The sequence below is a fragment of the Dietzia sp. UCD-THP genome, from assembly GCF_000349585.1.
Lineage (GTDB): Bacteria > Actinomycetota > Actinomycetes > Mycobacteriales > Mycobacteriaceae > Dietzia > Dietzia natronolimnaea_A.
On the sequence record NZ_KB714650.1, the window covers coordinates 85,688 to 99,064 of the forward strand.

At 70.3% G+C, this 13,377-nt stretch carries 13 protein-coding genes; 2 read left to right on the forward strand and 11 right to left on the reverse strand.

Going from position 1 to position 13,377, the window contains the following annotated elements; genetic code table 11:
- The first annotated feature begins 41 nt into the window (after nucleotides 1-41).
- Entirely contained in the window at nucleotides 42-1,259 is a 1,218-nt protein-coding gene (locus tag H483_RS28920) for an alpha/beta fold hydrolase (protein WP_031264862.1), read from the forward strand.
- 83 nt (nucleotides 1,260-1,342) lie between these two features.
- On the opposite strand, the gene H483_RS28925 is transcribed toward H483_RS28920, so the two are convergent.
- From H483_RS28925 to H483_RS28935, 3 genes are all read right to left on the reverse strand, one after another.
- A complete protein-coding gene (locus tag H483_RS28925) occupies nucleotides 1,343-1,780 on the reverse strand; it encodes a universal stress protein (protein ID WP_017836795.1) in 438 nt (145 codons plus the stop codon).
- Nucleotides 1,781-1,944: 164 nt separating this feature from the next.
- Nucleotides 1,945-3,576: an ABC-F family ATP-binding cassette domain-containing protein gene (locus tag H483_RS28930; RefSeq protein WP_017836796.1), complete on the reverse strand. Its 1,632-nt coding sequence runs from the start codon at nucleotides 3,574-3,576 to the stop codon at nucleotides 1,945-1,947.
- A 783-nt stretch (nucleotides 3,577-4,359) separates the two neighbouring features.
- Nucleotides 4,360-5,142 carry a thioesterase family protein gene (locus tag H483_RS28935; protein ID WP_017836797.1) on the reverse strand — a complete coding sequence of 261 codons (783 nt, stop codon included), beginning with the start codon at nucleotides 5,140-5,142 and terminating at the stop codon, nucleotides 4,360-4,362.
- 34 nt (nucleotides 5,143-5,176) lie between these two features.
- Between H483_RS28935 and H483_RS28940 the strand changes: the two genes are divergently transcribed.
- Complete coding sequence (locus H483_RS28940) at nucleotides 5,177-6,385, forward strand: lycopene cyclase family protein (RefSeq protein WP_017836798.1); 1,209 nt, start codon at nucleotides 5,177-5,179, stop codon at nucleotides 6,383-6,385.
- Here the strand turns inward: H483_RS28940 and H483_RS28945 are convergent.
- From H483_RS28945 to H483_RS28980, 8 genes are all read right to left on the reverse strand, one after another.
- Nucleotides 6,347-7,132: a hypothetical protein gene (locus tag H483_RS28945; RefSeq protein WP_238556289.1), complete on the reverse strand. Its 786-nt coding sequence runs from the start codon at nucleotides 7,130-7,132 to the stop codon at nucleotides 6,347-6,349. The genes H483_RS28940 and H483_RS28945 overlap by 39 nt on opposite strands.
- A gap of 131 nt (nucleotides 7,133-7,263) precedes the next feature.
- Nucleotides 7,264-7,734 (reverse strand): metal-sulfur cluster assembly factor, encoded by a 471-nt coding sequence (locus tag H483_RS28950; protein ID WP_017836800.1) that lies wholly within the window; start codon nucleotides 7,732-7,734, stop codon nucleotides 7,264-7,266.
- 6 nt (nucleotides 7,735-7,740) lie between these two features.
- On the reverse strand, nucleotides 7,741-8,193 hold the full coding sequence (gene sufU / locus H483_RS28955; RefSeq protein WP_017836801.1) for a Fe-S cluster assembly sulfur transfer protein SufU: 453 nt from the start codon (nucleotides 8,191-8,193) through the stop codon (nucleotides 7,741-7,743).
- On the reverse strand, nucleotides 8,190-9,452 hold the full coding sequence (locus H483_RS28960) for a cysteine desulfurase (protein WP_017836802.1): 1,263 nt from the start codon (nucleotides 9,450-9,452) through the stop codon (nucleotides 8,190-8,192). Before H483_RS28960 ends, sufU begins: the two co-directional genes overlap by 4 nt.
- Before the next feature lie 19 nt (nucleotides 9,453-9,471).
- Nucleotides 9,472-10,242: a Fe-S cluster assembly ATPase SufC gene (sufC, locus tag H483_RS28965; protein ID WP_017836803.1), complete on the reverse strand. Its 771-nt coding sequence runs from the start codon at nucleotides 10,240-10,242 to the stop codon at nucleotides 9,472-9,474.
- A 54-nt stretch (nucleotides 10,243-10,296) separates the two neighbouring features.
- Nucleotides 10,297-11,505, reverse strand: a complete 1,209-nt coding sequence (gene sufD / locus H483_RS28970) for a Fe-S cluster assembly protein SufD (protein WP_017836804.1) — start codon at nucleotides 11,503-11,505, stop codon at nucleotides 10,297-10,299.
- Between the two features lie 5 nt (nucleotides 11,506-11,510).
- Nucleotides 11,511-12,968, reverse strand: coding sequence for a Fe-S cluster assembly protein SufB (sufB, locus tag H483_RS28975; protein ID WP_017836805.1), 1,458 nt, complete (start codon nucleotides 12,966-12,968; stop codon nucleotides 11,511-11,513).
- The coding region (locus H483_RS28980; protein WP_017836806.1) for a metalloregulator ArsR/SmtB family transcription factor at nucleotides 12,965-13,377 on the reverse strand (413 nt) is incomplete at its 5' end. The genes sufB and H483_RS28980, both read right to left, overlap by 4 nt.

The window sequence follows — 13,377 nt, forward strand, 5'->3', positions numbered from 1 at the left end:
GCGGCTGCCATGGCCGCGCCGGTGCTCCGGTCGGTGCGGAGGTGACCCGGGGCCGAGGGTTGGTGTCGGCGCTGGCCCGCGGCACCGCGGGGATCCGCCGCGTCAGGCGGCCAGCCGACGACACCGGGCCCGGGTTCGACCTGACCTACGTGCGGACCGGCCCGCACGCCCGGCGGCCGACCGTGGTGGTCCCCGGCGGCCCGGGCCTCGGGTCGGTACTGCCGTATCGCGGCCTGCGTCGATGGGCGGCCGGCCTCGGGCACGACCTGATCATGGTGGAGCACAGAGGTGTGGGCTTGTCCCGCACCGATACCGCCGGCCGGGACCTGCCGGTGTCGGCGATGCGCATCGCCGCTGTCGCCGGCGACATCGCGGCGGTTCTCGACCGGGAGGCGGTGGACTCGGCCTACCTGGTCGGGTCCTCCTACGGCAGCTATGTGGTGTCCTACTTCGGCGCCCTGTATCCCGAGCGCGTCGCGGGCATGCTGTTGGATTCGGCGCTGCAGTCGTCGGCGGACATCGACCTCGAGCGACGGGCGGTGCGCTCGGTGTTCTGGGATGCAGACACCGCGATCGCGGCGGATGTGCGGCGCCTCTACCTCCGCGGAGAGGACGGCCGACGCCTGCTCGACGTGGTCCGCGCGGCCTACGAGTTGGGCGGGCCGGAGCTGCTCGGTCCGTTGCTGCGGGGCCGGGTGCGCGGTCGGGCACCGGGACGGCTGCGGGTGCCGGCGGGCGCAGCCTGGCGACTACTCGAGGCCTACGCGACCAGGGAAGGCACGCTCGCCCGCGTGCCGGGCGTCTACGAGTTCGACATCGCCGGAGCGATCGGCTTTCGCGAACTGGGGTACGGCGCCCCGGCGGACGGCCAGCCCCTCGACCCCGCACTCACGTATGCGCCGCTCGCACCTCTGTTTCCTGGGTTCGACGCGGAACCGGTCGACCTGGGTCGAGAGGTATCCCGCTTCACCTGGCCGATGGTCCTCCTCAGCGGCACCAGGGACCTCCGCACCCCTCCGGACATCGCCGACCGCGTGGCGTCGATCGCCCCGGACGCGGCGGTCACCCGAATCGAGAACGGCCACAGTGCGCTGGACACCCACCCCGCGGCGCTGATGAGGGCACTCGACCACCTGGTCACGGGTAGGCACGCCGCGCTTCCCGGTCAGGGCGAGGCGTTGAGCACCCTCCCCCGCCGGGGCGTCTCAGCCCGGTTCCCGACACTGCTCGAGGGTCTGGTGGGACACACGGAGACCTGATCCGTCCGTGGAGCGGCAGGGACCCGTCATGTTCGTCGTGCGTCGTGCGTCGTGCGTCGTTCGCCGCGCGACGCCGACCGCGCTCAGGCGTCGTCGGCCTGACGCGGCAGGACCACGACCGGGGACCGCGAGTGCGCGACGACGTGCTGGCTCACCGAGCCCATGAGCAGTCCCCGGAAACCACCCCACCCCCGGCTCCCCACCACCACGAGCCGGGCATCCCGCGAGGCCGCGACGATCGCCTCCGCAGGGTGGCCGCGGAGGACGGTCTGGTCGACGCGGGCGTCGTCACCCAGGGTGTCGCGCACCGAATCCGAGAGCATGGTCCTCGCCCTCTCTTCCAGAATCGACGGGTCCACCCACCCGGCCATCGCGTACGGGCCGACGACGGCGGGGGTCTCGACGGCGGCCAGGGCGATCAGGGGCGCCCCGACCGTGTTCGCGTACTCGGCGGCCCAGGCCAGGGCTTTCAATGAGTCGGGTCCCCCGTCGACTCCGACTACGACCGGCTGTGCGTCCATTGGTCGACCTCCTCGGTGACACCGTCGTCGGTGCACCCGGCGTCCGGCCGAATCCAGCGACACTCCCACCGTAGCCCCACGGCCACGATGCCGCGCGGTCGTGGGCGAGAAATCCAGGCCGACCGTGCAGGTCGCCGACGACACGAGCCCTCGCGCCGCTCGGCTCACGCGAGCTCGACGATCTCCATGTATTCCTGGCTCCACAGGTCCTCGGTACCGTCGGGCAGGATGATGACCCGCTCGGGCTCAAGGGCCTCCACGGCGCCCGGGTCGTGGGTGACCAGGACGACCGCGCCCTCGTAGCTGCGCAGGGCGTCGAGGACCTGCTCGCGCGAGATCGGGTCGAGGTTGTTGGTGGGCTCGTCGAGCAGCAGCACGTTGGCCGCCGAGGACACCAGCCCGGCCAGCGCCAGACGCGTGCGCTCACCACCGGACAGGGTGCCGGCGGGCTGCTCGAGCTGGGGGCCGGTGAACATGAACGCGCCCAGCAGGCCGCGCAGGTCCTGTTCCCCGGCGTCGGGGGCGGCGTGGCGGATGTTGTCCCACACGCTGGCGTCCATATCGAGGGTGTCGTGCTCCTGGGCGAAGTAGCCCACCTTCAGGCCGTGGCCGGAGACGACGCCGCCCTCACCGTCGGTGCGCTCGACACCCGCGAGAAGCTTGAGCAGGGTGGTCTTGCCGGCGCCGTTGTAGCCCAGCACCACCACCCGGCTGCCCTTGTCGATCGCCAGATCCACCCCGGCGAAGACCTCCAGCGAGCCGTACATCTTGGTCAGGCCCTTGGCGAACATCGGGGTCTTGCCGCACGGGGCCGGGGTGGGGAACTTGATGTGCGCCACCTTGTCCGCCACCCGAACCTCGTCGAGCTGGTTCATCATGGTCTCGGCGCGGCGGATCATCTGCTTGGCCGCGGCGGCCTTGGTGGCCTTGGCGCCCAGCTTGGCGGCCTGCGTCTTGAGGGCGGAGGCCTTCTTCTCGGCGTTCGCGCGTTCCCGCCGGCGCCGGGCCTCATCGGTGGCGCGCGCATCGAGGTACTTCTGCCAGCCCATGTTGTAGGCATCGATCTCCCCGCGCACGGCGTCGAGGAACCACACCCTGTTGACCACGGCCTCGAGCAGTTCGACGTCGTGGGAGATGATGATCAGCCCGCCCTCGTGCTTCTCGAGAAACGAGCGCAGCCACGTGATCGAATCGGCGTCGAGGTGGTTGGTGGGCTCGTCCAGCAGCAGCATCGTCTGGGACTTGCCGGCTCCGTCGGACGCGGCGAACAGGATCCGGGCCAACTCCACGCGCCTGCGCTGACCTCCTGAGAGCGTCCCGAGGTTCTGGGTGAGGATCCGATCCTCCAGCCCCAGGCTGCTGCAGATGCGGGCGGCCTCGCTCTCGGCCTCGTATCCGCCCCGGGCGGAGAACTCGTCCTCGAGCCGACCGTACTTCCGCACGGCCTTGTCCATCGCCGCGTCGTCGGGCGCCTCGACCATCTGCTCCTGGGCCTCGGCCATCTGGAGCATCAGTACGTCCAACCCGCGGGCCGAGAGGACCCGGCTGCGGGCGAGCTGGTCCATGTTGCCCTCGCGGGGATCCTGCGGCAGGTACCCCACGTCGCTGGTCGAGACGACCTTCCCGGCGTACGGCTCACCCTCGCCGGCGAGGATCCTCATCGTCGTCGTCTTACCGGCGCCGTTCCTGCCCACAAGGCCGATCCGGTCGCCGGGCTGGACCCGCAGCGAGGACCCGTCCATGTGGAGCAGGGTGCGCACGCCGGCGCGCACCTCCAGGTCGTCGATGGTGATCACGTGCGCGGGTACCTCGTCTGTTCTCGGGTGGGTTCTGGCCGACCAGCCACTCTACCTGCGGCGCGAGACGCGGGACGACTCCGGTGACCTGGGTCTCCGCGACCAGAGCGACCACGCCGGGTCGGCGTTCGAGCGGATTCTCCTGCCGCGCTCCGTTCGCTGCGGTCTGTGGGCGGCCTGCTGGCCGCGGTCCTACCGCTCTGTGCAGCCGCTCCTGGCCCTGGCGCCTCGCTCCCGCCCGTGCATTCCCGCCCCGCGCGGCCATGTCACACGTCCGAGCAGACGCTCCTCTGCCTGACGTCTCGCGTCTGCAGATGTCCACGACAGCCCTCCTCGCTCCTCACGATGGCGTCTCGCCCGCGCATCGGGGCAGGCCAGACGCCATCGTGAGGGGCGGCTGCGAAGAGTTCGGCCGACCGGCTGGCCAGCCAACCCGCCAACCCGCTGGCCCGCTGGCCCGCCATGTCCTAGTGCCCGCTCGGGGGCCGGCTCAGGCCGCTGGTGCGACAGGTGCGGCCAGACTGTCAGACAGGCAGCGTGACCCCGCTGGGATGCGCTGGCGCTTCGGCTTATGCGGCCGCAATGGTCCATTCTCCCAGCGCAACCCCGTCTGGTGCGTGCATTCTCCCAGCGCGGGACAAAGGGGCAGCGGATCTGGAGGTGGATGCGCTGCGGGAGTGCTCACCCGGCCCGGGATGCGCTGCGGGAGTGCTCACCCGGCCCGGGATGCGCTGCGAGAGTGCTCACCCGGCCCCGGGGGAAGGCACCTACGCCCACCCGAACTCAGCCCGCGCGTCGACCGTAGAGATTCTGCACGCAGCGGCCGAGCCGCCCGCGATCGTCCGAGATCAGCGTGTCGGTGAGCACTCCCTGACCGGGCCCGCCGACGGTCTCGCTGTCCAGCTGCACCCAGCCGGGCTCGGGGTCGCGGTGCAGCGAGACCACGAGGTCGCAGTTGACCGCCGGGTGACTCAGCGGGTCGCTGGCCAGGGACACCCCGCTGGCGGAGTCGGCCACCACCACGGTGTGCTGCCACCCGGTCATGCGCTCCCCCTCGACGAGATCGACGCGCGCACGCCCCCAGGCCTGCGCGGGCCCGAGCTCGTCGCCGCCGCCGGAGACGAAGGAGAAGTCCACGACGGACAGGTAGCCGTCGGCGTGGGCGAAGCTCATCATCGGTCCGCGTTCGCGTGTGGCGGGCACGGGCGGCCCGTCGTGGGTCCCGACCGTCGGGAAGTCGTCGGGTGTGCGGCGCATGCGCCACCCGCGGGCGACGAGCGCGGGCCGGCCGGCCACGGAGGCGCTGGCCTCGAGCAGTTCGACGCTGCGTCCCGGGCGCACGGTGCGGACCTCGATGTCGAGCGGCGCGATGGGAACGGGGCCCAGCACGTCCACCGAGATCCGCGCCAGCCGCAGCGTCGCGTCCGCCTCGAACCTCTCCATCGCCCTCACCAGCAGCGCACTCGGCGGCCCGGCGTGCTGCGATTCGGCGGACCACGGGCCTGCGGTGAGCGCGGTCGACTCGAAGCGACCGTGGTCCATCTGCTGGTAGAACGCGCCTGACATGGGTTCCTCTCGCGCGACGGTAGTGTCGGTCCGTATGAATGCTACGGGTGACGAGTTGTTCGACGTCGCCGTCGTCGGGCTCGGCCCCGCCGGCCGCGCGCTCGCCTCCCGCTGCGCCGCAGACGGTCTCACGGTCCTGGCGCTCGACCCGCGGCCCGACGCGCCGTGGCATCAGACCCTGTCGGTGTGGGCCGACCAGGTGCCGCCGTGGCTGCGTCCGGAAGTGTGTGGGATCGACGTGCTCGCGCACAGGGTCTCCTCCCCCGCCCTGTACGCGCCCGGGCGCGCGGTGCTCCACCGCGAGTACGCGGTGCTGGACAACGACGCACTGCGGCGCGCCCTCCCGCTCGGGGCGGGGGTCACCGTGGAGCGGAAGGCGATCGACGACGAGGCACTGCCTGCCCTGACCGCCCGGGCCCACCGCGTGGTGGACTGCCGCGGCGCGGGGGGCCGGCTCAACTCGGGCCCGCTGCAGACGGCCTACGGCATCGTGCTGGACGCCGCCGATGCCGCCCCCGCGCTGGGTGGGGAGGCGGCCCTGTTCATGGACTGGCGCACCGATTACGCGCGTGACGGGAACGACGACGACGAGATCGGCACCAGCTTCCTGTACGCGATCCCCTTGTCCGCGGATCGGGTTCTGCTGGAGGAGACGTGTCTGGCGGGGCTGCCCGCCCCGGATCCCGCCGTCCTGGCGAGCCGGCTGCGCTCGCGCCTGGCGGGCCGGGGGGTGCCCAGCGCGGCGATCGACGACCCGCTATCGGTCGAGCGGGTGCACATCCCGCTCCTGCCGCGGCCGGGCGGGTCCGGGAACCCGCTGGTCGAGGCGTTCGGCACCGCGGGCGGGCACGGACACGCGGCGACGGGGTATTCGGTGGCCGCGATGCTCGCGGCCGTCCCCGCGGCCGTCCTCGCGCTCGGGGCCGGCTACCCGCTTCCCGAGCCGCGGTCCCCCCTGAGCACGACCCTTCACGGTGTTGGCCTGCGGGCGCTACTCCGTGCGGACGACCGGACCCTCCGGGCGCTGTTCGCGGCGTTCGGGCGCCTCGACGGCCGCCGCCAGCGGTGGTTCCTCGACGGGGCGAGCCCCTCGTACCAGGTCGCTGCCGCGATGTGGGACATGTGGGTGACCATGCCCGTGCGCGACAAGGCCGGGATGGTGGCCGCGGTCCTGCGGCGCTCTGCCCGCGGTCCCGCGGCGCTGTCAGGCGTCGCGCGATCGAAACCCGTCGAACGTGAGTAACAGGCCGCCCGGGCGGCGAGCGACGCGGAACATCGACGACAGCGCGACCGCGGCCCCCGCAACGCCGAGGAGCTCGAACGTCTCCTCGATGTACATCAGTGTGAGGTAGAGAGTCGACGACGCGCCGATCTCGCGGTCGACGAGCCCGGTGAGGCTCTCGATCACGAGCGAGCCGGACAGGAAGACCACGGCCGCCGCGATCAACGAGACGGCGACGCGGCGGTGGAGAGCGAGGACCAGCCTGATGAGCAGACCGCCCACGATCAGGGCGATCACGGCGCCGGGGATCACCCAGTTGTAGTAGGTGTCGAACGGCAGGTACGGGGCCAGCCGGTCCCCCACCACGAAGAGCCGCTCGTGGAGGGCGCCCGCCTCGTCCACGGAGGCGGTCACGGCGACCGCGGAGAAGAGCCACCACGACGAGCGGAAACGGGAGGTGGTGACGGCGGCGAGGGCCGCGAAGGCGCCCACGAGGAGCCAGACCGCCGAGGCGAACCACACGGCCGCGTTGCCCTCGGCACCGATGTCGAAGGCGGTCCACAGCAGGTTCCAGACGTGCCACGGCTGATCGCTGCCAGTGGCGTGCACCATGTAGAGCAGGAAACCCGACAGCGGGGCTAGCAGAAGCGACGGGGGGAACACCAGCCACGCCGTCGCCCGGGTGAGGCGGGTTCCTTCGATGACACGCCCGCCCCCACTCTCGGCCTCAGACCGGTCGCCAACAATGTGATCAGCGGATGCGGACATGTCCCCCAGCGTAAATGTCGGCCGAACGGAACCGTAATCGCCGGCGACGACGCGGAGACGCCCGCCCCGTCCGGAACGGGGCGGGCGCTCTAGCGGGCACGCGGATCGCGGCGGCGGCGCCGCGAGGAGGGCTACACGGTGAAGCCGATGGCCCTCAGCTGCTCGCGTCCCTCGTCGGTGATCATCTGGGGTCCCCACGGCGGCATCCAGACCCAGTTGAGCTCGAGGTCGTTGACGAGGTCGGAGCCGACCGTCGCAGAGCGAGCCTGGTCCTCGATCACGTCGGTGAGCGGGCAGGCCGCCGACGTCAGCGTCATGTCGACGCGGGCGATCGTGGAGCCCTCGGTCTCGCCGGGGCGGACCCAGATGTCGTAGACCAGACCCAGGTCCACGACGTTAATGCCGAGCTCGGGGTCGACCACGTCACGCATGGCCTCCTCGAGATCGGCGACCAGGGCGAGGTCCTCTTCCGACTGCTCGGGCCGGTTGGGGTCCGGGCGGAACTCCCCGTTGTAGGCGGTGCCCGCGGGCGTGTCGTTCTCGGTGGCCGACATGGGGTCGTCGACCGTCGGATCGTTGGCAGGTGTCATCTGCTCGGTCATGTCTCATCACTCCTGATGGTGTTCGGTCTGTCGGCCGAGGGCGTCTTTGAACGCCATCCAGCCCAGCAGGGCGCACTTCACCCGCGCGGGGTACCGCGACACCCCGGCGAGGGCCACCGCGTCGTCGAGGACCTCTTCGTCCCCCTCGTCCTGGCCACGGGAGGAGATCATCGCCTGGAAGGCGTCGACGACATCGAGTGACTCCCCCACGGGTCGACCGACCAGGAGGTCGGCCATCATCGAGGTCGAAGCCTGGCTGATCGAGCACCCCTGTGCGTCGTAGGACACATCCTCCACGGTGGCGAGATCATCGGACAGGCGCAACCGCAGGGTCAGCTCGTCGCCGCAGGTCGGGTTGACGTGGTGGACCTCGGCGCCGAAGGGCTCCCGCAGCCCGCTGTGGTGCGGGTGGCGGTAGTGGTCGAGGATGACCTCCTGGTACATCTGCTCGAGCTTCACTTCACTCCACCCCTGTCCACTCCGAAGAACTCCTGGGCACGGCGCAGGGACCGAGCTAACGCCTCGACCTCGTCGAGGGTGTTGTACAGCGCGAACGACGCCCGAACCGTGGACTGGACGCCCAGGCGCCGGTGCAGCGGCCACGCGCAGTGGTGACCCACCCGGACCGCGACGCCGTCGTCGTCGAGGACCTGGCTCACGTCGTGGGCGTGGATGCCGTCCACCACGAAGGAGACGGCCCCGCCGCGGGAGACCATGTCCGTCGGCCCGGCGATGCGGATGCCCGGGATCTGCTGCAGCGCCTCGAGGGCGGCCACGGTCAGCGCCTCCTCGTGGCGGGCGATGGTCTCCATCCCCACCGCCTCGAGGTAGCGGACGGCCGCGGCCAGGCCGACCGCCTGCGAGACCATGGGAACGCCCGCCTCGAACCGCTGCGGCGGCTCGGCGAACGTCGACTCCTCCATCGTCACGGTGGAGATCATCGACCCCCCGGTGAGCACGGGCGGCATCGCGTGCAGCAGTGCGCGACGTCCGTAGAGGACGCCGATCCCGGTGGGGCCGAGCATCTTGTGGCCGGAGAAGGCGGCGAAGTCCACACCGAGCGCGTGGAAGTCCACCGCTATGTGCGGCACCGACTGGCAGGCGTCCAGCACGACCAGCGCGCCGACCGCGCGGGCCGCGTCGACAACGCGGGCCACGTCGGTGACCGCGCCGGTCACGTTGGACTGGTGCGTCACGGCGACGACCTTGACGGCGTCGGTGAGCTCGAGCGAGTCGAGGTCGATCCGGCCGTCGTCGGTCACGCCGTACCAGCGCAGGGTCGCGCCGGTGCGCCGGCACAGCTCCTGCCACGGCACCAGGTTCGCGTGGTGCTCGAGCTCGCTGATGACGACCTCGTCGCCGGGGCCGACGGCGTGCGCGCCGAACCGCTGGTCCCCCAGGGCGAACGCCACGAGGTTGAGTCCCTCGGTGGCGTTCTTGGTGAAGACCAGCTCGTCCACGTCGGCTCCGACGAATCGCGCGATGTCGGCGCGGGCGCCCTCGTAGGCGTCCGTGGCCTCCTCCGCGAGTTGGTGCGCGCCCCGGTGGACCGCGGCGTTGGAGTGCAGGAGGAAGTCCCGCTCGGCGTCGAGCACCTGGGTCGGGCGCTGCGACGTCGCCCCGGAGTCCAGATAGACCAGGGGCTTTCCGTCACGGACCGTCCGCGACAGGATGGGGAAATCCGCGCGGACTGCTGTCAGGTCGAGGGTCGAGGTCATGGTCTCCCAGCTGTTCCGATCAGGCGGTGGCGGGCGTCAGGTACTTCTCGTACCCGTTCGCCTCGAGCTCGTCGGCCAGCTCGGCGCCCCCGGAGGCGGCGATCCGGCCGTCGACGAAGACGTGCACGCGGTCGGGCGTGATGTACCGCAGGATGCGGGTGTAGTGCGTGATGAGGAGGATGCCGCCGTTCTCCTCGGCCTTGTAGCGGTTGACGCCGTCGGACACCACGCGCAGGGCGTCCACGTCCAAGCCGGAGTCGGTCTCGTCGAGCACGGCGATCCTGGGCTTGAGCAGATCCAGCTGGAGGATCTCGTGGCGCTTCTTCTCGCCACCGGAGAAGCCCTCGTTGACGCTGCGCTCGGAGAAGGCCGGGTCGAAGTCGAGGTCGGACATGGCCTCCTTGACCTCCTTGACCCAGTGCCGCAGCTTGGGCGCCTCGCCGCGCACGGCGGTGGCCGCGGTACGCAGGAAGTTGGCGGTCGAGACCCCGGGGATCTCGGTCGGGTACTGCATGGCCAGGAACAGACCGGCGCGGGCCCGCTCGTCGACCTCCATCGACAGCACGTCCTCACCGTCGAGGGTGACGGTGCCGCCGGTGACCTCGTACTTGGGATGGCCGGCGATGACGTAGGCCAGGGTCGACTTGCCGGAGCCGTTCGGCCCCATGATGGCGTGGGTCTGCCCGGACTCGATGGTCAGGTCGACACCTTTGAGGATGTCGACGGTCTCGGCCGAGTCGGCGGTCGCCGCGACGCGGGCCGTCAGGCCCTTGATCTCGAGAATGGTCATTGGTGTGCTCGCAATCTTCGTGAAGTCTTCGGGGTGGTCTCTCGGGCCCGGGGGTCAGATCCCGGAGGACTGCAGTTCCAATTCGACGGCCTCGGCGATCCGCTCACGCACCTCGGGCACGCCGATGCGGTTGATCACCTCGCCGAAGAAGCCCCGGACGACCAGGCGGCGTGCGGTGTCCTCGGGAATCCCCCGGGACATGAGGTAGAACAGGTGCTCCTCGTCGAATCGGCCCACGGCGCTGGCGTGACCGGCACCGGCGATCTCGCCGGTCTCGATCTCGAGGTTCGGGACGGAATCCGCGCGTGCCCCGTCGGTGAGGACGAGGTTGCGGTTCATCTCATAGGTGTCCGTACCCTCGGCGGCCGCGCGGATGAGGACCTCGCCGATCCACACGGTGTGGGCGTCGGGCAGGTTCGACGACGCGTCACCCTGCAGGGCGCCCTTGTACAGGACCCGCGAGGTGCAGTTGGGCACAGCGTGGTCCACCAGCAGACGGTGCTCGATGTGCTGTCCGTCGTCCGCGTAGTACAGGCCGTTGACGTTCACCGTGCCCCCGGGGGCCGTGAACGTCGTCAGCGGCGCGATCCGGACCAGCTCACCGCCGAACGTCACCGCGGTGTAGGTCAGGGTCGCGTCGCGACCGACCTGCAGGTGGTGGTTGGCCAGGTGCAGGGCGTCGTCGTCCCAGTCCTGGATGAGGACGACCTCGAGGTGCGCCGAGTCGCCGACGACGAACTCGACGTTCTCGGCGATCGTCCCGCCGCCGCGCTGGTCGACCACGAAGGTCGCGTTGGCGAACGGCTCGAGTCGGATCTGGGCGTGGCCGTAGGCCAGCTCCCCCTCCCCCGGGCCGTCGACGGTGACGTACACGGGGTCGTCGAGGACCGTCTCCGTGGCCACTGTCAGCACCGTCGCTTCGGCGACGGAAGTGAAGGCCTGCGCGGCGACGCGGTCGCGGGGGGCCCCGGCCTCGCCGATCCGCTTGTCGTCGGTCCCGACGCTCTCGACCGTCAGGCCGTCACGTTCGGCGACGGAGACGAGCAGGTTCCCGGTGGCGGTCACATTGGATCCGTCGTGGATCCCGCGGAGCCGCTTGAGCGGGGTGAAGCGCCAGATCTCGTCCTTGTGGCTCGGCACCTCGAACGCGTTCACGTCGAAGGAGGAGAACTGGTCACCCTTGGTGGCGGTGACGGGGATCCCGTAGCGATCCGTCACCGGGGTGGGGCCGGATCCCGTGGTGGCAGTAGTGGTGTCGGTCATGACTGTCAGCCCACCGATCCTTCCATCTGGAGTTCGATCAGGCGGTTGAGCTCGAGGGCGTACTCCATCGGGAGTTCCTTGGCGATCGGCTCGACGAAGCCGCGCACGATCATGGCCATCGCCTCGTCCTCGGCCAGGCCGCGGCTCATGAGGTAGAACAGCTGGTCCTGGCTCACCTTGGACACGGTGGCCTCGTGCCCGAGCGTCACGTCATCCTCACGGATGTCGATATACGGGTAGGTGTCGGACCGGCTGATGTTGTCCACCAACAAGGCGTCGCACTCGACGTTGGACTTGGAGCCCTTCGCGCCGGGGTTGATCTGGATGAGCCCACGGTAGGCCGACCGGCCACCACCCCGTGCCACCGACTTGGAGACGATGTTCGAGGAGGTGTTGGGGGCCAGGTGCAGCATCTTGGACCCGGTGTCCTGGTGCTGTCCCTCACCTGCGAACGCCACCGAGAGCACCTCGCCCTTCGCGTGCTCGCCGGTGAGCCACACCGCAGGGTACTTCATGGTGACCTTGGACCCGATGTTGCCGTCGATCCACTCCATGGTCGCGCCCTCCTCGGCCCGGGCGCGCTTGGTGACGAGGTTGTAGACGTTGTTCGACCAGTTCTGGATGGTCGTGTAGCGGCAGCGGCCGCCCTTCTTGACCACGATCTCGACGACGGCGGAGTGCAGGGAGTCCGACTTGTAGATCGGCGCCGTGCAGCCCTCGACGTAGTGCACGTAGGCGTCCTCGTCCACGATGATCAGCGTCCGCTCGAACTGGCCCATGTTCTCGGTGTTGATCCGGAAGTAGGCCTGCAGCGGGATGTCCACGTGGACGCCCTTGGGCACGTAGATGAACGAGCCGCCCGACCACACGGCGGTGTTGAGCGCGGAGAACTTGTTGTCACCGGCCGGGATCACCGAGCCGAAGTACTCCTCGAAGTACTCCGGGTGCTCCTTGAGCGCGGTGTCGGTGTCCATGAAGATGACACCCTGGCTCTCGAGGTCCTCGCGGATCTGGTGGTAGACCACCTCGGACTCGTACTGGGCCGCGACGCCCGCCACCAGGCGCTGCTTCTCCGCCTCCGGGATACCGAGCTTGTCGTAGGTGTTCTTGATCTCCTCGGGCAGGTCCTCCCACGAGGTGGCCTGCTTCTCCGTCGAGCGCACGAAGTACTTGATGTTGTCGAAGTCGATCCCCGACAGGTCCGAGCCCCAGGCGGGCATGGGCTTCTTGTAGAAGGTCGACAACGCCTTGAGTCGCTTGGCGAGCATCCACTCGGACTCGTTCTTCTTGGTGGAGATGTCACGCACCACGGCCTCCGAGAGGCCACGCTGTGCGGTCGCACCGGCGGAGTCGGAATCGTGCCAACCGTAGTTGTACTGGCCGAGCGAGGCGATCCGCTCCTCGTCGGTGGTCGGCTCGTGCACGGTGACGTCGGCCGTCACCTGATCTGGGGTGATGGTCATCGCACAGTCCTTTCGGGGGTCGGAACCGACGCGTCTGCGTCGGCCGCTGCGGGCATGGTGGCCGCCAGGTCGCCGGCGGTCACCATCCCCGTGGGGATGTTCGTGGTGCAGGCGCAGTGTCCGCCGGCGATGGTGGCGAGGCGCTGGACGTGGGTGCCGACTATCTCGGACACCACCTCCTGCTCGGCCTCACACAATTCGGGGAACCGGGACGCGACGTTCCACACCGGACAGTGGTGCTGGCAGATCTGCAGGCCCGCCCCGGCGTCCTCGATGGATGCCGCGTACCCCGATTCGGTCAGGGCCGCGGCGACATCGGTTGCCGCGCGTTCGACGTCCTCCGGCCCGTCCGCGGGGCGGACGTGCCCGACGATCGACCGGACGCGTTGGCGGGCGAAGTCCGCCACGG